We start from the raw sequence: 21278 nt of genomic DNA, 5'->3' as shown, positions 1-21278 counted from the left end.
CCTCCCTGATTTTCTTATCCTAGAAAATATTTTTAATAATATTTTCTATTTATAAAATATTCTATCAACTATAAAATTCTATTACTAGTGTAAAAATATAGTTTTTTTGAAATAGGAAAAAATACTTGTAGTATAATATCGGTGAGTCTCCCTAAGCAGTTCTATTGTAACAAGTTTTTAAAAAGACTATCATAGGAGAAAATGAAAGAGGTGCAGTGAAAATGGATTTGAACCAATGGTTTCAAAAAGGATTGACTGTTGATGGGTACATAAATGCTATGACCACCAATAAAGAGGAAATGCTTACGATCTATGAGGGCTTCACCTTAACGGACGAAGATAAGAATCGGCTCGAGGCATTAGGGACGCAAAACTTACGTGCGATTGTCCTATCAGAGGATTGGTGCGGCGATGCAATGCTGAATAACCCTATTTTGCTGAAAATAGCTGAAGCGGCTGGGATGGAAGTCCGTTTTGTGCTCCGTGACTCTAATTTGGAGCTAATGGACCAATATTTAACCAATGGTACATCCAGAGCCATACCTATCTTTATTTTTATTAATGAAAAAGGGAATGAAGTCGGTGTCTGGGGGCCAAGAGCACCTGAATTGCAGGCTTTTGTGATGGAAAAGCGTGCTGCTTTGCCAGATAAGGATGCAGAGGATTTTCAAGCGAAACAAACTGAAATGTTTAAGAGCCTTAGAGCAACCTATCAAACAGATGCCTCCATTTGGCAAACCGTTGCCAATAGTATCCTGGCGACACTTTTAAAATAAAAAAGAGGATCCCCTGGTCATTGTATCTTGACTCGAGGGGATCTTTTTAATTACATTTTAAAACCGCCGCCCTTTGGCGGGATGCGATCATTGATCAAATTTTTATCATTTATTTTGGGCTCGATGCCCAACATAAAATTGCGGATGTTGGAGCGATGCAAATAAATCAAGAATAGCGAGAAAAATATAAAGATAAGTTCCAATTCTAGCTTAGAAGATACTAAGGAATAGATGAGTAGACTAATGCCAACCGTGATGGAGCCAAAAAATACATACTTAGTTAAAAAGATAACTAAAAAGAAAGCAACATACGCGATGACCAGCAGATAGACATTGGCGATTAACAAAGCCCCGGCGGTGGTTGCGATTGCTTTTCCGCCTTTGAAGCCTGCAAAAATTGGAAAGCAATGACCAACAACAGCTGTTAAACCAAAGTAAAGGGGTTCCACGTCAAGATGGAAGTATATCGGCAGGTACGCTGCAACAGCGCCCTTAGCGAGATCAATAATAAGGACAAAGATGGCAGATTTTTTACCAAGAACCCTTAGGGTATTGGTGGCCCCTGGATTTTTGCTGCCATGTTCGCGGATATCAACACCAAAGATCAACTTGCCCACAATCAAGGCTGTGGGAATGCTTCCAATTAAGTAGGAGGCAAATAGCAACAACCAAAACATTCGCATCAGTCCCTTAACTATTATTTTAGTAATAAATTCCCATCACTAATAGATTCTATCATATATCAATGGTAATATTTTATTGAATTCTCAGTCTTCGTAAAGAAAAGGGAGCTTTTGAGATGAGATAAATTAATTTTGGGCCAAGTTGCTAATAACTATGCAAGTTCTTGAGAAGATATTCCGGTTGCCTTAAGGGGTCAGCCTGGTTCTTTTATATGAAATGATATACTCCTAATACCCATGAAAAGGATGATTGATTTGAGTCAGAAGCTAAAAATTCAAAAACCGAAAATACCCTCCAGTTTAACTCCATTTGATTATAATGATAGAGAAGATTCTTATATTAATATGGCGATCATAAGCGATTGTTCGATCTCACAAGAGGAGGTTGAAAAAGTGAGATTCGAAGAGGTGGTGTTTAGAAATGTTACCTTCCTCGATGGATCGTTTCGCTTTATTCAATTAACCGATGTGATTTTTGAACGATGCGATCTATCCAATGTGGATTTTACGGATGGAATTATCCACCGGGTCGAGTTCCGTGATTGCAAACTATTAGGGCTAAATCTTGCTGATGCTACCCTAAGGAATGTCCTATTTGAGAACTGTAATCTAAATATGGGTTCGTTTGGCTATGCTGATTTGAAGGAATTGAGGTTTGAGAATTGTTCCCTGCGCAGTGCAGATTTCTACGAAGCCAAGTTTAATAAACTTGATTTTAAGCATTCCGATCTTGATGATGTGAACTTTACTGGTACTACACTAAAAGGAGTGGACTTGAGCACTTGTAAGTTTAACCGCTTAAATCTATCACTTGATAGTGTTGCTGGGTGCATGGTTTCTGCCGATCAGGCGATTGGATTTGCGAAGTTATTAGGATTGGAAATAAAGGAGTAATCTCCTTTTATATTTAGTAAAACCGTGCGGGCGATACCCGCACGGTTTTTAGGTTCAACCTCATGGTATGATGAAGAGAATTGAAAAAATTTTTTTGAAAAAAAGTGTAGGGGTAGGTTTCTATCCTGTCGTCTATTATGTAGTAACAAAAAAAGAAAGGGGGAGAGAACGATTAGTGATGCAGCCTTAATAGAAAATGTGCTGGACGGCAATGATCATGCCTTTCGACTTTTGGTTGAGAAATACCGCAATGATGTGTTCCGGACCATCTTTGCTGTGCTTCGCGACCAAAAAGAAGCAGAAGACGCCGCACAGGAAGTATTTATGAAAATCTATACTTCTCTCCCCCAATACCAAAATCAAGGATTTAAAACGTGGATAACGCGAATTGCGGTTAATCATGCGATAGATGTAAAACGAAAACAGGTGAGAAGACGAGAGGAAGTGGCAGAAGACCTCGAACAGCAGTCAGCAGGGTCCCCGAAAGACAGTGTTGAGAAAGAGATTATAGAACTAGACCGGAGAAGGCTTGTCAGGAAAAAGCTTGATGAACTGCCCGAAAATTATCGTGATGTGATTTACGGATTTTACATTGCGGAAAAAAGCTATCAGCAAATGGCTGAGGAGCAAAATGTGCAGGTGAAAACAATTGAAACAAAGCTGTACCGGGCCCGCCATTGGATGAAAAAGAATTGGAAGGAGGACGATTTTTCATGAAGCATTACAGTTTTGAAGAGTGGTTGCAATACGTTAATGACGAAGTCAATGAGAAGACCAAAGAGGAATTAGAAAACCATTTATACATGTGTGATCAATGCCTTACCCAATATTTACAAGCTGTAGAAGCCGGTGAACCATCCCTTCCAATTCTTTCAGACAGCAGTGACTTTACCGACTTGGTCATGGCAAAGGTTTCGAAGCAGAAAACTGTGGTGCCTGACACCGAAATTGACACCGAAATCAGCAAAATGAAGAAAAAACCTTTTTATCAGCAAGCGGTGTTTCATTATCTGCTTGCGGCGGCGGCGACTCTTTTGTTGACTTTCTCAGGTGTTTTTCAGTCGCTTGCTGCGTATGCAAGCTCTTTTGAAAAGCCGCAAATTCAGGAAAAGAAGCCTTCGGTGACAGAGGGCGTTATTAATAAGACTTTTGCATGGATAGATTCACTAGAAAAAAAGGAGGCAAATAAGAAATGAAAAATCCGACAAAAGCATTGACCTTGTCCTTATTTCCAGGTCTTGGCCATATTTATTTCGGCAATATGTTTCGCGGCGTACTTTATCTACTGACCGTAATGGGATTGGCGTTTGTCACTGTTATTGGGTTAGTAACGAATAACCAGGAAGTTGCTATCATTACCTTTATGTTAGGAGTGTTTCTTTATCTCATTAGTTTTATCGACATGGGGGTGCAGGTTTCCAAACATAAGAAGGCGCTGAGGGCTGCTAACCAAGAGGGACAGCAGACACAGGCTTCCCAAGATTCAGAACGATTTTATACGATTGTTTTATCGTTTATCCCAGGCTTAGGCCACTTCCAAATTGGATTGATGACCAGGGGATTAACGCTTTTGGCAACCTTTCTAGGACTCGGGGTCATGGTCATATTTGTGACAGCCCTTTCCAACCGCGGCGAATTTATGGTCTTTCTGGCTGCTTTGCCAATTATCTGGGTGTATGGATTTTTTGATGCCGTCCAGCAGGTAAACAAAAAACAACGCGGAGAGGAACTTGTTGACCGCACAATATTTGAAGACTTTGAGATGCGCCGTGAAGATGGAAAAAAGAGCAAATCGATTGCCACGTTTCTCGCCATCTTTCCGGGAGCAGGACATCTGTATCTTGGCTTACAGCGCCGCGGAATCCAATTAATGGCCGCATTTTTGTTTTCCATTTATATTTTAGATACGTTACGACTCGGGATCTTCTTATTCTTAATTCCGATTATCTGGTTTTATAGCTTTTTTGATGCAATGCAAAAGGTTTCAAGGTACGGCGAAGAAACGATTGAGGATGTTCCGATTATTGCGTATTTCATTAATCATCAAAAATGGGTTGGGATTGGTCTAGTCTTAATGGGGCTTTACTATCTCGTGATGAACGTCTTGCTTCCTGCCTTTTCACCATTCCTTAACAGGCTGGTTAATATCGATGTGATGTATTGGGTCCAAAGTTATCTTCAAACAGGACTTGTTTGTATCTTGTTGATTGGCGGGGGAATTAAGCTTTTATCTGGAAGCAAACAAAAACGGGAGGCAAAAAAGCATGAGTAGGTGGGGAAAAACCATTGCTGGCGCAGCAATCATCGGATTGGGGATTGGGTTCCTTTTTAGAAAAAGAAAGGGTGGGGATGGAGCATGAGGACTTGGCGTGTTGGGACATTTTCAATGGGGGCCTCGCTTGTATTCCTAGGACTCTTTCTCTTCTTTTCAAAGTTTTTGGGGTTAGAACTTGTCCAAGTTATGACAGCTTGGTGGCCGCTATTATTGGTCGTGCTCGGGATAGAGATTCTCCTTTATCTATTTTTGTCACGACAGGAAAAGCCGGTGTTAAAATATGATTTCCTTAGTATCTTCTTTGTAGGTGTCATCGGAATGGCGGGGATTGCATTTGCAATCGTAAGTACGACGGGCATCTTGGATAAAGCGGAAGAAGTGATGGCAAGGGAAGAGCGCTCGTTTGAATTGCCTGCTTTTTCCTACCAAATGAATGACAGTATCAAACGAGTGGTGGTTAGGACGGTGGACCATCAGATGACAATCGAATCTACCAATGAAAAAGAGGTTTCGATGTTCGGCACCTATCGAGTGCAAACCTCCAAAAAGGGAGAACTATTAAAAAATGCAGAGGATATGGTTTCAGCAAATCAAAAGGGGGATACACTTTATTTAAACATGAAATCACTTCCTAACGAAATTGGTCCATTTCATGCAAATGGGGAGGTTGCGGCGACGCTGTTGGTTCCAAATGATGTGAAGCTTGAAGTGATTGGCAGTGATAATTCACTTATCTTAAAGCCGCGCTCTCTTGTGAACGACTGGAATATCGAGAGAGTCTCATCCATTGCGATCGATGTAAACGCAAATAGTAATTTGAAGATTGATGCAGTGAGTGTAGGAGAGGTAAGGGGGAAAGATGGCGACTGGAAGGTATCTAAGGTGAAGACGGCTGATGGAATAGATAATGGCAGGAAAAATGCTGTTTATCAGTCTGGCGAAGGAAAGTATCACATCAGCATTGCGGATGCCTATGATATTAGCCTTCAAACGAATCAGTAAAATATGTAGACATATTGAGCTAACTAACTCTGAATTTGTTGAGTCCAGCTCCAGCGCCCAGCGTCTAGTGGACTTCGCTCTCCGCCCTACGATAAGTCAACATCGAATCGCTAACGCTCTTCGTGTTTCCTTTATCTCGGTTGGAGTGCTTCAGTCCATACGCCGCTAAACGGGCGCTTCCGCTTTTGTTTTTTTGCAAAAAAATAAAAAAGCGTTATGATAAGAGATGGATGTTTGAAGGTAATTTAGTATATACGCATAGCGATATATTTGTAAGCAAGAATAATAATTGGTAGAATATTGAAGTGAGCGGATAGCTATTACCAATGTTGATTTCAAAAATAGGATGATGAAACGATGAAAAGAGCAAGACTGATTTACAATCCTACCTCAGGACGTGAAATTCTAAAGCGGAATCTTCCAGAAATTCTTCAAAAACTAGAAATGGCTGGATATGAAGCATCTTGTCACGCGACAACAGGTGCAGGGGATGCGACGGAAGCAGCACGGATAGCGGTTGAGCGTAAGTATGATATTGTTATTGCAGCTGGCGGGGATGGAACCATTCATGAAGTGGTCAATGGCCTCGCAGAACAGGAATATCGCCCGAGATTAGGGATTATTCCAGCTGGTACGACAAATGATTTTGCCCGTGCCCTTCAAATTCCAAGAGATATTGGAGCGGCAGTAGATATTATCACCAAAGGGGATATGATTCCTGTCGATATTGGACGCATTAATGATCGGTATTTTATTAATATTGCTGGCGGCGGTAGAATCACCGAGATTACATACGAAGTACCAAGTAAATTGAAAACGATGCTCGGTCAATTGGCTTACTATTTAAAAGGAATGGAAATGCTTCCTTCCATTAAACCATCGGAAGTGTCGATTGAGTATGATGGGAAGCTGTTCGAAGGTGAGGCCATGCTGTTTCTTGTCGGCTTGACCAATTCAATTGGGGGCTTTGAAAAGCTAGCACCCGATGCCTCCATTAACGATGGACTATTTTCGCTTCTGATCTTGAAGAAGACCAATCTTGCTGAATTTATTCGGATAGCGACACTAGCTCTTCGCGGTGAGCATATACATGATCCGAATGTTATCTACACACAGGCGAACAGGATTAAGGTTCATGCAACGGAAAAGGTTCAGTTAAACTTAGATGGTGAGTTTGGCGGATTGTTACCAGCGGAGTTTGAAAACCTCTATCGCCACTTAGAGGTGTTTGTGCCACTTGAGGATATTCGCCCGAATGACCGTCCAACAGATTGGGAAGCGGGGAAAAGATATAGTTAAGAAAGTTCGTTCCACTGGGACGGGCTTTTTCTATTTGAAAAAAGGGATATGTTTAAAAGCTCTAGAATATTTTGTATGATGGTTGAAATACAGTTGAAGGGGTGTAGCAGTGCAATGAAGGCATTAATAAATATCGATTATACCTATGATTTTGTGGCAGAGAATGGAGCGTTAACATGCGGTGAGCCAGGGCAAAGAATTGAAGGAAAGATTGCTGAACTGACAAAAGAGTTTATCGCAAATGGAGATTATGTTGTCTTTGCCATAGATGTCCATGACCGCGAGGATGAGTTCCATCCGGAAACGAAGCTGTTTCCTCCGCATAATTTGCGTGGGACGGCAGGTAGAGACTTATTTGGCGCTCTGAAAGAAGTATATGATAGGAATAGTCAGCATGAAAATGTGGTTTATATGGATAAAACTCGCTACTCAGCTTTTGCGGGTACAGACCTTGAGTTGAAATTGCGTGAACGCGGGATTACAGAGGTTCATTTGGTTGGGGTTTGTACCGATATTTGTGTGCTTCATACCGCAGTAGATGCCTATAATAAAGGCTTAAAGATTGTTGTTTACAAGAATGCCGTAGCCTCTTTTAATCAGGCAGGTCATGAATGGGCGCTTGGACATTTTGAACAATCGCTAGGAGCCCAAGTTAAATAGACTTCCGGGTGTATTATTGGTTATAATGATGAAAAAGCTGAAATAGTACTTCGGAGGTCAGATGATGAAACACTTTTACCAAGATGATAGTTTAACTCTGCATACGGATCTATATCAGATCAATATGGTAGAAACGTATTGGAGAGATGGGATACATAATAAACGAGCGGTCTTCGAACTATTCTTCCGTAAGCTTCCGTTCGGGAACGGTTATGCTGTATTTGCTGGATTGGAGAAAGTGATTCAATTTATTCAAGGTTTCCGCTTTAGCGAGGAAGATCTTGAATATTTGAAAAATGAAGTAGGTTATCAGGAGGATTTCATTCAATATCTTAAAGATATTCGATTTACTGGAACCATCTGTGCCATGGAGGAAGGCGAGCTTGTTTTTGGCAATGAACCCATTATCCGGGTTGAAGCTCCTCTTGCAGAAGCGCAATTGATTGAAACAGCCTTGCTTAATATTGTGAATTACCAAACATTAATTGCGACCAAGGCATCGCGTATCAAGCAAGTCGTGAGCGATGAAGTGGCGATGGAATTTGGGACTAGACGTGCACAGGAAATGGACGCGGCGATTTGGGGAACGAGAGCAGCCTATCTTGCTGGTTTTGAATCGACAAGTAATGTAAGAGCGGGAAAGCTGTTTGGCATTCCTGTATCTGGAACACATGCTCATTCGATGGTCCAAGCATATAAAGACGAATATACGGCCTTCATTAAATATGCCCAAACACACAAGGATTGTGTCTTTTTGGTAGATACATATGATACCCTTCGTCTCGGTGTTCCAAATGCGATCAAAGTGGCTAAGGAGCTCGGGGATAGTATTAATTTTATCGGAATTCGTCTTGATAGCGGAGACCTCGCCTACCTTTCGAAGGAAGCACGCAAATTGCTGGATGAGGCTGGATTCACCGATGCAAAGATTGTGGCTTCCAGTGATTTAGATGAATATACGATTATGAGTTTGAAATCACAGGGTGCCAAAATTGACAGCTGGGGAGTAGGAACGAAGCTGATTACAGCTTACGATCAAGCTGCGCTTGGGGCCGTTTATAAAATTGTATCCATTGAGGACAATAACGGAAAAATGGAAGATACGATTAAGATCTCATCCAATCCCGAAAAGGTGACGACACCTGGATTAAAGAGGATTTATCGAATCATCAATAATACGAACCACCATGCCGAAGGTGATTATATTGCCTTAGCGGACGAAAAGCTCCCAGAAAAGCGGCTGCGGATGTTCCATCCAACGCATACGTTCATGAACAAAGTGGTGACCAACTTCACCGCAAAAGAATTACATGTGAGAATTTTTTCTGATGGGGAACTTGTTTATGAAGTGCCTTGCTTGGAAGAATCCCGTGATTATTTGAAGCAAAACCTCGTTGCCCTTTGGGATGAGTATAAGCGGATTACCAATCCTGCAGAATACCCAGTCGACTTGAGCCAAAAATGCTGGGATAACAAGATGAGAAATATTGAAGAGGTAAAAGATAAAGTTGCGGCCATGAAAGGCGATCAAGAAGAGAGCTTTTAATTAAAATTAAGAAGGGCAGACTCCAAAAGGGGATAATTTAATCCCCGCCGGAGTCTGCCCTTCGGTTATTTTTGCCTAAAGAAATCAGTAAAGGCATGGAAGATTTCAATTCCCTGGTAGGTAAGCATGCTTGCGGCTGATATGGAAAAAAAGCCTATAATAACAAAGCGTATCCACATTATAAATTCCTCCCTTATCATTGATTGTTATCAGAATGATTCAGGAGAGTAGATCACATAGTTGGATTGATGAAATTTCGGTATCAGAAAAATAAAGCTTCTGATAAAAATGATGGATAAATAAACAAGCGGAGCGGCAACTGCTGCTAGGATGACAGGCAGGACAAAAAGAATGGGTAAGTCCATGGGCAGCTTCTTGTCATCGTCCCATTGCCCTTTCACCTTGGCATCATCTATGTTGATGATGGCCTTGATATTGGTATGAGAGTGGGAAAGTGAATATGAAAAGTGAAGAAAGGTGAAAGCAAGGAAGGCAAGGAGCAACGGAATGGTAAGGTTATTTTTCATTTTCATCATTATCCACTCCTTCCAATAATGAGATTGTATTAATCATATACACTTTTATTATATTTGAAAATAAAAATATTCTGACAATTTTCTTGGTTTTTTCGAAAAAAAAGGCGCTTGCCCCGGTCAAGTTTCGCAATCAACCATGCTTTGTGTTACAATCTTAGCAGTCAAAACGTGCAAAGGAAGAAACGAATGAGCAGAATCTTACCAGTTAATAAAAATGATTTTATAGATGTAGTGTTTGAAGATTTAACCCATGATGGGGCGGGTGTGGCCAAGGTGGATGGGTACCCGTTATTTGTTCCCAACGGACTGCCGGGCGAAAAGGCAAAAGTGAAGGTTATTAAGACGGGCAAAGGGTATGGCTTTGGGCGGTTGGTGGAGTTTTATGAAAAAAGCCCTGATCGAGTCGAGATTGAGAGCCGAGATATCCATAAATATGGCGGCTGCCAGCTCGAGCACATTAGCTATGAAGGTCAGCTGAAGTATAAGGAAAACCAAGTTCGTCAGGTACTTACACGGATCGGTAAACTAGAGGATGTCGTTGTACATCCTATTTTAGGAATGGACCAGCCCTTTCATTACCGCAACAAGGCACAGGTGCCGGTGGGGGAAAAGGACGGTAAATTGATTGCGGGCTTTTTTAAACCAAGGAGCCATGAAATTGTTGATACGAACGAAAGTGTCATTCAACTGCCTGAAATAAATGAAGCAGTACAGACGGTGAAGGAAATTTGCAATGATTTAGGGATTCCTGCCTATCATGAGGAATCACATAAAGGTGTACTCAGACATATTATGGCCCGTTATGGTCAGCAAACAGGTGAACTCATGGTGGTCATTATCACAAGGACGGCTGACCTTCCTCATAAAGACAAGCTAGTGGAGCAAATAGTAGCACGGCTCCCAAAGATAAAGTCGATTATCCATAATGTGAATTCAAAGCGGACAAACGTGATAATGGGTGCGACAACCAACGTTTTATGGGGGAACGAAGTCATTTATGACTATATCGGCGATGTGAAATTCGCGATTTCCGCCCTGTCCTTCTATCAGGTAAATCCTGTGCAAACAAAGGTTCTATATGATAAGGCTCTTGAATACGCGGACCTTAACGGAGAAGAAAGCGTGATTGATGCTTACTGTGGGATCGGAACGATTTCTTTATTTTTAGCACAAAAAGCACGGAAGGTATTTGGTGTAGAAGTAGTTCCTGAGGCGATTGAGGACGCTAAGCGAAATGCAGCATTAAACGGAATGGAAAATACCGATTTTGCGGCTGGGGAAGCTGAGGTTGTGATTCCAAAGTGGTATAAGGAAGGAAATGTCGCCGATGTCTTGGTCGTTGATCCGCCACGTAAAGGCTGCGATGAGGCTTTGCTGCACACGATCATCGAGATGAAGCCGAAAAAAGTCGTTTATGTATCCTGTAATCCAGCTACCCTGGCAAGGGATTTGCGGATTTTGGAGGACGGGGGATACAAAACGGTGGAAGTCCAGCCGGTAGACATGTTTCCAATGACAACACATGTTGAGACGGTTGTACTGCTAAATAAGAGATGATATTCAATTTCAAAACATCAGCCATGGATTTGCCGTCTCATTTCCATCTCCATAAAAAAGCCTTAGAACTTTACGGGTTCTAAGGCTTTTTCTCATTCTATCAATCAAAAAGTCAGAGACATCGGCAACTTCGAGAAAGCAACGCCAGCTATTCTATGCTGCTTTTTAAACAAAGCAATTCAAATCTCTTTTTGACACCTGTTTTTTGATATAAACTTTGTAAATGTCTTTTTAAAGTATAAATGCTGATATGGAGTTTTTCAGCGAGCTCTTCATTGCTCAAATTCGGTGTTATTGCTAAAAACACTTCGAGTTCTCGACGGGTCAATCCGTATTCGGCGACATATGTGATTATGCCGGAATCCGGCTTTGGAGCTTCTTTTATAGGAGAGCATTGTTCCTTCTCGTTAAAGAAACGTAAGCTAAGATGTCGCACGAGTGCTTTTAGTACAATGAGGTTTTCATTTGAAAAATCTCCCTGTTCTTTTTTCCTGTACAGGGATAAGAGGCCAAGCGGCATTCCTTTATGAGCTAGGCTGGCGTATACAGAATATTTAAGCTGATATGGCACATAGCACTCTTGATAAATAATCTGATTTTCTCTTTCTTTATCAGAAAACAAATCAGTTATTCTAACCACTGTCGTTACCGGTTCAATTGTAATCCACTGACTGTGATCACTCTCTGCCAATTCCAGATATCTATTTTCAACAGCTAAGTATTCAAAGGGATAGCATACTGGATTTGCTAAGTATGTATCCTTTTCGGATTGTACACTTATCATTACGCTGGCAAATGTACAAGGAATGAGAGAAGTCAATTCTTTCAATAATTGACTTTTCATCTGATTAAAATCATCAATTGCATAAATTGTGTAGAGAATGCTGTTATACTGCATAAAAAGGTTGTTGACCATGGATTTGCTCCTACTTCTATTTGTTTACTCTGAATACCTTTTATTTTTAACTATTTATGTTCAAAAAGTCATCAAATACTAAAATAAGCAAAGACTTCGAAGAAAATATTATTTTAGTAATTATTCAAAATTATATCAAACCAAACCAAACCATCAAGTCCAAACTCAGACGTAACCAAAGGTGTTATACATAGGTGTATATTAGTACCAAAAATAGTTCACATTTTGGTTTTCCTATACTACCTTTTTGGCCTTTAAATGGTTAGGGCGGGTCATATACGATAATGTCCGAATTTTTTATAATTATTCATAGATAGAAACTATGGTCATATTGTTTAGATTTGATCAGAATTTTAGTTTCGAATCATAAATTACATCGGAGGTATGAAATTATGATTATTGGATGCCCGCAAGAAATTAAGCCAGGTGAAACACGAGTAGCATTGACACCAGCTTGGACAAAAACGTTGGTAGAAGGTGGAAATACCGTTCTAATTCAGAAAGGCGCAGGAGAAAAGGCAGGATTCTTTGATGACGATTATCGCGCAGCTGGTGCAAAGATTGAAAACAGCATTGAAGCTGTCTATCATCAAGCGGAATTCTTGGTAAAGGTGAAGGAGCTATATCCGAAAGAATTCGGGTTGCTTCAGAAAGATCAGATTGTAATGTCTTGGTTCCATTTAGCAGAAGATGTTGATTATGATATGCTCAATGCCATGCTAAAAGCAGGAACCATTGGAATTGGAATGGAATTGATCGTATTACCCGATGGTACACGTCCCACAATTAAACCGATGAGTGAAATAGCAGGATCTCTGGCAATGCTGGAGGCCATCAAATACGGTCTAGTCGATAACGGTGGCAGCGGTGTGCTTTTCAGAAAGCTTTCTGGATTGCCGGCTCCGAAAGTACTGATCATTGGTGGCGGTCATGCTGGGGTGAATGCTGCAGAAATTGCCTTAGGCCTTGGTCTCGAAGTCACAATCATAGAAAATTACTGGAAACGCATTGCAGAACTTCGTTATATGTTGCCAGGCGCGGATGTTATTTGTTGGGAAGACGCAACTGTTTTCGATTATATTGCAAAAACGGACGTTTTATTAAATACAATTTACCCAATGCCCGATCAACCTTGCCTGATTTCCAGAGATATTATCAAAACCATGAAAAAGGATGCTGTTATTATTGATATTGTTGGCACTGGGGTAATCGAAACAATGCACTACACAACACTTGATGATCCTATTTATTTTGAAGAAGGGATTCTCCATTACAACGTTGCAAACATGCCTGCGCTTTGTCCAAAGACATCTACAAAGGCACTATTGATGGCGTCTGGTCCCTATATTCAAGCAATTGCTGATAAAGGCCTTAAAAAAGCATGTGCTGATAATGCGGCTCTTGTCAAATCAATATGCACTCTAAATGGTAAAATCGTTCATGATGAAGTAGCACGGAATCATAAAATGGAGTATACGCCATTTTCACTGAATATGTTGGATCGAACAGTAAAAAAGGAGGAGCAGTATGCTAAATAATGCCCAGAAAAAAGATGCTAAGGGGCAAGGGGCTCGTTTGCCTTATACATGGGAAATAATCGTTGCATTTGCCTTGTTAATCGGAATCTTGGTATTCAGCATTGCTGTTCTGGGCCTTGATATTCATATCCCCTTTGTTATTCTTACGGGTCTTACTGCGGCATTAGCGATTCGCATGGGGCACAAATGGGAGGACTTGGAAAAATCAATTCTTGCCTCGATTTCATCTGTTATGCAAGCGGTATTGATTTTAATTATGGTGGGAATGGTGGTTGGTTCATGGATTCAGGGGGGCATAGTTCCTTCGCTGATATACTATGGATTGGAACTTATTCATCCGCAGTTATTCCTTGTTGCGATTTTTTTAGTGTGCAGCATATGTTCCGTGGCAACGGGCACTGCATGGACTATCATAGGAACTCTCGGTGTTGCAGCTATGGGAATAAGCGAGGGGATGGGCATTCCTCTCGCGCTTACGGCAGGTACTGTAATTGGTGCCAGTTATTTCGGAGACAAGTTATCTCCTCTTTCTGACGCAACAAATCTACACAGTGCCTTAACAGGTGTAAGTCTGTTTGATCATTTTAAAAATGTATTAAAATACACAATTCCATCCTACGTAATCTCACTCATTTTGGTTTATATTTTCGGAAGGATTTTTGCTCCGCAAAGTACAGAGGGGATTGCTTCCATTGTTAACATCACCGAAACACTTAAATCGACTTTTGTAATTAGCCCGTGGCTAATTTTACCCGTACTAATGGTGTTCTTTATGGTATTAATGAAAATCCCTGCAATTCCCGGGATATTCTTTATGGCACTGGTTGGATCATTGTGTGCAATTTTCGTCCAAGGGGCGGATTTTAAAAATGCCTTGACTGCACTTCATTATGGCTATATTAGCGATACAGATAGTCCGATTGTAGATTCGTTACTGACAAGAGGCGGAATGGCCTCCATGATGTATATAGCGAGTTTGATTTTATGTGTTTGTGCATATAGCGGCGTTCTGGATGTAACGAAAATTCTATATGTATCAGTGGAGAAGATACTTAGAAAAATTGAAAGCGCTGCCGGTCTGATGACTTCCACAGTGATCAGCGGATTTGTGCTAAATATCATAGCTACTGATAACTATGTTTCAGCGGTCATGACTAGAGATATATTTAAAAGTAAATTTAGTGAAAAGGGACTTGACTCACTGAACTTATCTAGATGCCTAGCTGAGAGTAATGCCATTACTTCGCCTTTGATACCTTGGAACACTTGTGGTATTACAATGGTTGGAATGCTGGGCATCCCGGTTCTGCAATATGCCCCTTACGCATTTTTACTCTATATACCACCTTTAGTAGTTATAATCATGAGCTATTTAAATAAAGGAATTCTTCGTCTAGAACCCGAAATTATTGCAATTAGACAAGAATCAAAATACGGGGATTAAGATCAACAAATTTACCACTCCTGACACTTTGTAATAATAAACAGGGAATTATAAACGTACACACTTGATTGGATAGTTAATTGTTTGGAAAATAGAGGAATACTTCAAAATAAATTAGCCGAGAGAAACTCTCGGCTTTTATCATTAAATTACAATTGGTTTTTCCTTTAATCAACATCTCTAAAGATGTTCATTAAATCAATCGAAAATCAATCAAACAAATTAACAGGAATTATATAATATACGATAAAGCGTACTTAATGGGAATTAACCAAATAGGAACATATTCCTGTAAAACTCACCAGCACCCCATGTGTTGCCACATACACTCTGGACATGTGGAGTGCTGTTCACTACTTGTATTGAAAGTAGAATAAATTAATGTAGCCGTGTGTAAAAAAGTCTCTCTTAAATAAGAGGCTACTGCAAAATGAGTATAAACACTAAACGATGTTAAATTAAAAAAGCTCCTAACTTATGATAATGTAGGGGCTTTTTGGATTAGAGCTTCACCACATGTTCCTTTCCCTACCGGGAAAGGGCTTTGGTATTTATTTTATGAAACTGGTGGTGGTTTGATTGACAAATTTAAATATTAAGTAAAGAAGTTTTGCCGATTTTTATATTGAATCTGGAAATGTCACAGCCATTTATTTGAAAGCTGGATATGAAGCCGAAGGAAATGCAGCCGAAGTAACGCCAGCTGCCTGCTAAGAAATGCTAAGGTATTGAAGTATATTAGGAAGCGGAATTCTACTTTTCTATATTAAATAGCTATAGTTGTTGATTTGTTTAATATAATATTCCCTTCTCTCTTCATCCTAAACATAATATCTAAACACGACTATAGTACTTTAAATAATAATATGTATTTCATTTTAACCGATACTCATATATAATGTAGCTTAATTGAATATAAATAACTAGGGGTGTCCAATAAGTTGGACTGAGAAAGAAACACGATGAAGTTTCTTGACTCTTGGGACCTGATCTGGATCATACCAGCGTGGGGAAGTTAGAATAGACAATCTTCAATGCAACTATACTTCTGCATACATTTTAGCCGGGTCCAACCATTTATGGTCCCGGCTTTTTGATGTACTTTTATACGCTTATTCACTTGTTATGTTCTGTATCTCGTCCTTTATATTCAAAAAAAGGAGAGATTTATTATGTCAACGACTTCATTAAACGAACAAAATATTTCCATCATGTCTAGTTTTCCAGGAAGTAAAAAAGTATATGTAACAGGTTCGAGATCCGACATTAAAGTACCAATGCGTGAAATTGAGTTAAGCCCTACTACTGGTACGTTTGGTGAAGAGGAAAACCTTCCTGTACGCGTGTATGATACAAGCGGTCCTTATACGGATCTAAATTATTCTGTTGATATTTCAAAAGGTCTTCCTGCCATTCGAAGCACATGGATTCATGAACGAGCAGATGTTGAAGAATATGAAGGTCGAGAAATTAAGCCTGTAGATAATGGGTATAAGGATGAAAAAGATCCTCGTGCCAATCATAACGTGTTTCCGGGTTTGAAGCGCAAACCATTACGTGCAAAAAAAGGAAAAAATGTTACACAGCTTCATTATGCAAAAAAGGGAATTATTACTCCTGAAATGGAGTTCATCGCAATAAGGGAAAATATGAAACCTGAATTTGTGCGTGATGAAGTTGCAAAAGGTCGAGCGATTATTCCTTCTAATATCAATCATCCAGAGTCAGAACCTATGATAATAGGACGTAATTTTCATGTTAAAATTAACGCGAATATCGGTAACTCTGCTGTTTCATCATCCATCGAACAAGAGGTTGAAAAAATGACATGGGCGACACGCTGGGGTGCTGATAATATTATGGATCTATCAACAGGTAAAAACATTCATAAAACAAGAGAATGGATTATTCGAAACTCAGCCGTTCCTGTCGGCACCGTCCCCATTTATCAAGCACTTGAAAAAGTAAATGGTGTTGCTGAAGATCTTACATGGGAGGTTTACCGTGATACCTTGATTGAACAAGCGGAGCAAGGTGTTGATTACTTCACAATTCATGCTGGTGTTCTTTTACGATATGTTCCACTAACGGCAAAACGGTTAACAGGTATTGTATCCCGCGGTGGTTCAATCATGGCACAATGGTGTTTACACCACCATAAAGAAAGCTTTTTATATACTCACTTTGAAGAAATCTGCGAAATAATGAAATCTTATGATGTTGCATTCTCTTTAGGGGATGGTTTACGTCCTGGGTCTATTGCAGATGCGAATGATGAAGCGCAGTTTGCAGAATTAGAGACTCTTGGAGAGTTAACAAAAATTGCTTGGGAACATGATGTACAGGTGATGATTGAAGGACCTGGTCACGTACCAATGCACCTAATTAAAGAAAATATGGATAAACAACTAGAAGTGTGTCAGGAAGCACCATTCTACACACTTGGACCTCTTACAACTGATATAGCACCTGGTTATGATCACATTACATCTGCTATTGGGGCTGCCATGATTGGTTGGTATGGTACAGCTATGCTTTGTTATGTAACGCCTAAAGAACATTTAGGATTACCGAATAGAGAGGATGTTCGTGTAGGGGTTATTACATATAAAATTGCCGCCCATGCTGCTGATTTGGCAAAAGGACATCCAGGAGCACAAAAAAGAGATGATGCCTTATCAAAAGCTCGTTTTGAATTCCGTTGGAGAGATCAGTTTAATTTATCTTTAGATCCTGAACGAGCGATAGAATATCATGATGAAACTTTACCTGCGGAAGGTGCAAAAACAGCTCATTTCTGTTCAATGTGTGGACCAAAATTTTGTAGCATGAGAATCTCTCAAGATATTCGTAATTATGCGAAAGAAAATAAACTTGATACGAAGGAAGCTATAGAAACAGGTATGAAGGAAAAAGCTAAAGAGTTTAAGGTATCTGGGGGCAGCATATATCAGTAACTTTCTTGGGAGGTTATACGGATGAATGTTCAAAAGATTAAAGAGGAAATTACCCAAATGAAAACTAGCCTTGCTTTTTTAGAGGAGCGTTTAAAGGGGATTCAGCAAAATTGTGATCATCGTTTTGATGGCGATCAATATTATGAAAAATGTTTGAAGTGTTATAAGGTAAACGTATTATATTATTAAACAAAAAACTCGAAAAAAAAAACACTCTCAACAAGAGGGTAATAAAAAGATAGCCATGAACCTTACCTTAATTAATAATCGGGTAAGGTTTTTTATTTTTCTCTATAAAATTCCATAGTAAAAACTATTAATCACTTTTTATTATTACAAATGTAGGAGAAGGTAATACGCAATTATTAGGATTTTAATATCACATTCGAGAAACAGGGCATGACTATGACTATTGTGAATATGATGAGGTTTATCATACAGAATGTTTTTTAGAAGGCTCTGTTAAATAGTATTGGTGATTTTCTCCTTAAATTAATAGAACTAGTTCGGTGAGAAAGCGATAAACAGTCTTCGCGAACTAGAAAACACCACTCTGAAGTGATGTTTTCATAGAAACTATGCTTTCACTCGGAGAAGATTTACCTAATCAATGTTCTACCAGGCTTGATGCAGAAACACTTTGTTTATTATTTGGTTCATCGAGAGGATGGATTGTAGTTGTTCCGTTTTGTTGATCTACATGCTCAATATAGATCCGTGTTCCGTTATACGTTACATTAGCCATAGTCGGTGAATTAGTAATTTCTTGTGCTCGTTGTACGTCCATGTCACGACCTCCTTTCCGTAATAAGCATTTTAAGTATTTCCTCTGAACTACTTGTTATACGTTTATTATCGGCAAAATGCACCATTGTCTCTTCTTCGGATAAAATTTTAAATCATTTAAGGAATGCTCATTAATATCGCATGCAATTACTGAAGCACCTTTTGGTATGTTGTTTCCATTTCGTTTTTGTACTAGAACCTCTTTCAATATTCATTAATAAACAGGCAACTTTACAGTTATACTCGTCCCTTCATCCGGCACACTACGAACCTCCATCGTTCCTTCATGAACATCTACAATCCATTTACATAAAGACAATCCAAGCCCGGTTCCTCCTTGACTTCTTGATCTGGAATCGTCCGCGCGATAAAATCGCTGAAAAATAAAAGGCAAGTGTTCCTCTGAAATCCCGATCCCATTATCAATTACATTAATATAAATGAATTTTTCCGTCCTGTTTGCCTTGATTGCCACTGTGCCACCTTCTGGAGTGTACTTAAGCGCATTTTCAATCAAGTTAATAAATAATCTTCGTAAGAGATCTTCATCCCCGAATAAAATGAATGGATCGGGTATTTGAATATGTAATTCAATCTGTTTTTTCATTTCCAATGATAGTAAATGATTCCTAACATTTTGGAATAAGAGCACTCCGTCAACAGTTTTTCGCTCTATCAGATTTGAATTAGAGGTATTTCTCGATAAATATAAGAATTTTTCTACCATATCAGATAAATAGATGACCTCTTCCAAAACAGCATGCAGGACGTCTTTATATTCCTCTTCAGATCTATTTCTATTTAAAGCAACATCCAATTCTCCTCGCATAATTGTTAAGGAAGTACGAAGTTCATGAGAAACATCGGAAGTAAACTGCTGAATTTGAGTGAAAGAGCTTTCTAGTCTGTCAATCATATGATTGAGAGTTTTTGATAAACTATACAATTCATCTTCCGGCCCTTCAATAGGCAGCCGTTCGTGTAAACTGGTTGCAGTAATGGTATTTGTCGTACTGATAATTTGATGAATCGGCTTCAGAGTTTTTTTCGAAATCAACCATCCCAACACGATTGATATTCCTAGGAATACAAAATTAGAGATGATAATAATGTTCCGCAACTGATCAATGGCGAAATGCCGTATCGTGTCGTTTGTAGCAACCGTAATTCTGTATGTCAATTTATTTTGTGATATCAGTTGCATGGACATCGCTCGAAGCGGTATCCCATTTAGCTCGGGATCCCAGCTGAAGGTATTGTCGTCCATCTTCTTTAAAGTTTCTGAATCGTAGATGAGTTGACCGTACAAATTTCGAGATTCTGCAATGATTTGCCCTCGATCAGTTTCAATGATCCAATAGATCTCTTCTTGATTTACGCTTTCAAAACTTCGCAATCGGCTGATGTGTTGTTCGATTTTAGAATACGAGTCCCCTTCCTCCAAACAATAGGCAATCAAACCAAGTTCTCGGGTTAGGATCGAATCGACTTCTTTGGTTACCATTTCAGAAAATGTAAAATATAAGAATCCGCTAAATAGGAATAAAATGAATATAAACATAATCGAATGCCAAATCGTAATTCTCCATACGATACTTTTTAAAAACCTCATGATGGTTTATTCTTCACTTTTGATTTTATAACCAATACTATAAACCGTTTGTATTAGTTTTAAATCAAAGTTTTTATCGATTTTATTTCTTAAGTGATTGATATAAACATCAACTACATTCGTTCCTATGTTATAAGCATCCGTCCAAACGCGTTCTAGAATTAACGTTCTAGATAAAATCTTACCGGCATTTCTCATCATAAATTCCAAAATAGCATATTCCTTATTTGAAAGGAATATATGGAGCCCCCCTCGAGTCACCTCTCTCGTAGAAGGATTCAACCTCAGATCCGCTACTTGTAAAAGAGGTGATGCCTTTTCTTGGTCTCGTCTTAATAGACACCGTATACGTGCTAATAACTCCGTAAAAGCAAACGGCTTTGTCATATAATCGTCCGCTCCTAAATCGAGTCCATCTACTTTATCTGCCACGGAATCTTTAGCACTGAGAATGAGAATAGGAATATTTTTTCCATTCAACCGTAGCTCCTTAATCAATCGCATTCCATTTTTCTTCGGAATCATAAGGTCGACAATCATAAGATCATATTCTTCTGCAAAGGCGAGTTCAGAAGCCATTTCACCATCGTTCGCCACATCTACAACATATTGGTGTTCTCTTAATCCTTGCGATATAAAACGGGCTACCTTTGACTCGTCTTCAACCAATAACAACCTCATGTCCATTTCCCCTATCAAATTCACTCATTTTATATGTCGATAGTGATAATCATTATCAATTATTTTATAATAATATCTTAAATTATCACTCTTTTTTGGTCAATCAGGTAATAGTT

General features: G+C 39.4%; 21 protein-coding genes and 1 riboswitch. Of the genes, 15 read left to right on the top strand and 6 right to left on the bottom strand.

Annotated features, from left to right (window positions below):
* Nucleotides 1-221 precede the first annotated feature (221 nt).
* Nucleotides 222-776 (top strand): thioredoxin family protein, encoded by a 555-nt coding sequence (locus BR30_RS0108670; RefSeq protein WP_026564687.1) that lies wholly within the window; start codon nt 222-224, stop codon nt 774-776.
* Between the two features lie 50 nt (nt 777-826).
* On the opposite strand, the gene plsY is transcribed toward BR30_RS0108670, so the two are convergent.
* Nucleotides 827-1453 (bottom strand): glycerol-3-phosphate 1-O-acyltransferase PlsY, encoded by a 627-nt coding sequence (gene plsY, locus BR30_RS0108665; RefSeq protein WP_026564686.1) that lies wholly within the window; start codon nt 1451-1453, stop codon nt 827-829.
* A gap of 399 nt (nt 1454-1852) precedes the next feature.
* Between plsY and BR30_RS0108660 the strand changes: the two genes are divergently transcribed.
* The 9 genes from BR30_RS0108660 to BR30_RS0108620 all read left to right on the top strand — a co-directional run bounded on the left by BR30_RS0108660 (nt 1853) and on the right by BR30_RS0108620 (nt 9135).
* Nucleotides 1853-2353: a pentapeptide repeat-containing protein gene (locus BR30_RS0108660; protein ID WP_231507652.1), complete on the top strand. Its 501-nt coding sequence runs from the start codon at nt 1853-1855 to the stop codon at nt 2351-2353.
* Between the two features lie 198 nt (nt 2354-2551).
* Nucleotides 2552-3070, top strand: coding sequence for a sigma-70 family RNA polymerase sigma factor (locus tag BR30_RS0108655; protein ID WP_231507651.1), 519 nt, complete (start codon nt 2552-2554; stop codon nt 3068-3070).
* Nucleotides 3067-3549, top strand: a complete 483-nt coding sequence (locus BR30_RS0108650) for an anti-sigma factor family protein (protein ID WP_026564683.1) — start codon at nt 3067-3069, stop codon at nt 3547-3549. Before BR30_RS0108655 ends, BR30_RS0108650 begins: the two co-directional genes overlap by 4 nt.
* Complete coding sequence (locus BR30_RS0108645; protein WP_026564682.1) at nt 3546-4625, top strand: DUF6677 family protein; 1080 nt, start codon at nt 3546-3548, stop codon at nt 4623-4625. The genes BR30_RS0108650 and BR30_RS0108645 overlap by 4 nt, the downstream gene beginning before the upstream one ends.
* On the top strand, nt 4618-4713 hold the full coding sequence (locus BR30_RS36560) for an LPXTG cell wall anchor domain-containing protein (protein WP_155928486.1): 96 nt from the start codon (nt 4618-4620) through the stop codon (nt 4711-4713). The genes BR30_RS0108645 and BR30_RS36560 overlap by 8 nt, the downstream gene beginning before the upstream one ends.
* Nucleotides 4710-5630 carry a hypothetical protein gene (locus BR30_RS0108635; RefSeq protein WP_026564681.1) on the top strand — a complete coding sequence of 307 codons (921 nt, stop codon included), beginning with the start codon at nt 4710-4712 and terminating at the stop codon, nt 5628-5630. The genes BR30_RS36560 and BR30_RS0108635 overlap by 4 nt, the downstream gene beginning before the upstream one ends.
* 357 nt (nt 5631-5987) lie before the next feature.
* Nucleotides 5988-6929, top strand: a complete 942-nt coding sequence (locus BR30_RS0108630; protein WP_026564680.1) for a diacylglycerol kinase — start codon at nt 5988-5990, stop codon at nt 6927-6929.
* A gap of 114 nt (nt 6930-7043) precedes the next feature.
* A complete protein-coding gene (locus BR30_RS0108625) occupies nt 7044-7589 on the top strand; it encodes a cysteine hydrolase family protein (protein ID WP_026564679.1) in 546 nt (181 codons plus the stop codon).
* A gap of 64 nt (nt 7590-7653) precedes the next feature.
* Nucleotides 7654-9135, top strand: a complete 1482-nt coding sequence (locus BR30_RS0108620) for a nicotinate phosphoribosyltransferase (RefSeq protein WP_026564678.1) — start codon at nt 7654-7656, stop codon at nt 9133-9135.
* A gap of 209 nt (nt 9136-9344) precedes the next feature.
* Here BR30_RS0108620 and BR30_RS0108610 read toward each other — a convergent pair whose 3' ends face one another.
* The gene (locus BR30_RS0108610) at nt 9345-9668 is read right to left on the bottom strand and encodes a hypothetical protein (protein WP_026564677.1); all 324 of its coding nucleotides are present in this window, start codon (nt 9666-9668) and stop codon (nt 9345-9347) included.
* A 189-nt stretch (nt 9669-9857) separates the two neighbouring features.
* Here BR30_RS0108610 and rlmD point away from each other — a divergent pair, with 189 nt between their 5' ends.
* Entirely contained in the window at nt 9858-11228 is a 1371-nt protein-coding gene (gene rlmD, locus BR30_RS0108600; RefSeq protein WP_026564676.1) for a 23S rRNA (uracil(1939)-C(5))-methyltransferase RlmD, read from the top strand.
* Nucleotides 11229-11376: 148 nt separating this feature from the next.
* Here rlmD and BR30_RS0108595 read toward each other — a convergent pair whose 3' ends face one another.
* Nucleotides 11377-12144 carry a helix-turn-helix transcriptional regulator gene (locus BR30_RS0108595; protein WP_026564675.1) on the bottom strand — a complete coding sequence of 256 codons (768 nt, stop codon included), beginning with the start codon at nt 12142-12144 and terminating at the stop codon, nt 11377-11379.
* A 392-nt stretch (nt 12145-12536) separates the two neighbouring features.
* On the opposite strand from BR30_RS0108595, the gene BR30_RS32885 reads away from it, so the two are divergent.
* From BR30_RS32885 to BR30_RS0108575, 4 genes are all read left to right on the top strand, one after another.
* The gene (locus BR30_RS32885; protein WP_051633524.1) at nt 12537-13682 is read left to right on the top strand and encodes an alanine dehydrogenase; all 1146 of its coding nucleotides are present in this window, start codon (nt 12537-12539) and stop codon (nt 13680-13682) included.
* Nucleotides 13672-15126: a Na+/H+ antiporter NhaC gene (gene nhaC, locus BR30_RS32880; protein ID WP_051633523.1), complete on the top strand. Its 1455-nt coding sequence runs from the start codon at nt 13672-13674 to the stop codon at nt 15124-15126. Before BR30_RS32885 ends, nhaC begins: the two co-directional genes overlap by 11 nt.
* 915 nt (nt 15127-16041) lie before the next feature.
* Nucleotides 16042-16156: riboswitch (TPP riboswitch) on the top strand.
* Between the two features lie 142 nt (nt 16157-16298).
* On the top strand, nt 16299-18083 hold the full coding sequence (gene thiC / locus BR30_RS0108580) for a phosphomethylpyrimidine synthase ThiC (protein ID WP_026564674.1): 1785 nt from the start codon (nt 16299-16301) through the stop codon (nt 18081-18083).
* Between the two features lie 21 nt (nt 18084-18104).
* Nucleotides 18105-18272 carry a hypothetical protein gene (locus BR30_RS0108575; protein ID WP_026564673.1) on the top strand — a complete coding sequence of 56 codons (168 nt, stop codon included), beginning with the start codon at nt 18105-18107 and terminating at the stop codon, nt 18270-18272.
* A gap of 418 nt (nt 18273-18690) precedes the next feature.
* On the opposite strand, the gene BR30_RS0108570 is transcribed toward BR30_RS0108575, so the two are convergent.
* From BR30_RS0108570 to BR30_RS0108560, 3 genes are all read right to left on the bottom strand, one after another.
* Nucleotides 18691-18870 (bottom strand): small acid-soluble spore protein H, encoded by a 180-nt coding sequence (locus BR30_RS0108570; protein ID WP_026564672.1) that lies wholly within the window; start codon nt 18868-18870, stop codon nt 18691-18693.
* 213 nt (nt 18871-19083) lie between these two features.
* Complete coding sequence (locus BR30_RS0108565) at nt 19084-20481, bottom strand: sensor histidine kinase (RefSeq protein ID WP_026564671.1); 1398 nt, start codon at nt 20479-20481, stop codon at nt 19084-19086.
* Between the two features lie 6 nt (nt 20482-20487).
* Nucleotides 20488-21162: a response regulator gene (locus tag BR30_RS0108560; protein WP_026564670.1), complete on the bottom strand. Its 675-nt coding sequence runs from the start codon at nt 21160-21162 to the stop codon at nt 20488-20490.
* Between the last annotated feature and the right edge of the window lie 116 nt (nt 21163-21278).

The organism is Bacillus sp. UNC41MFS5, assembly GCF_000686805.1.
This window is presented reverse-complemented; position numbering and strand designations above follow the sequence as displayed.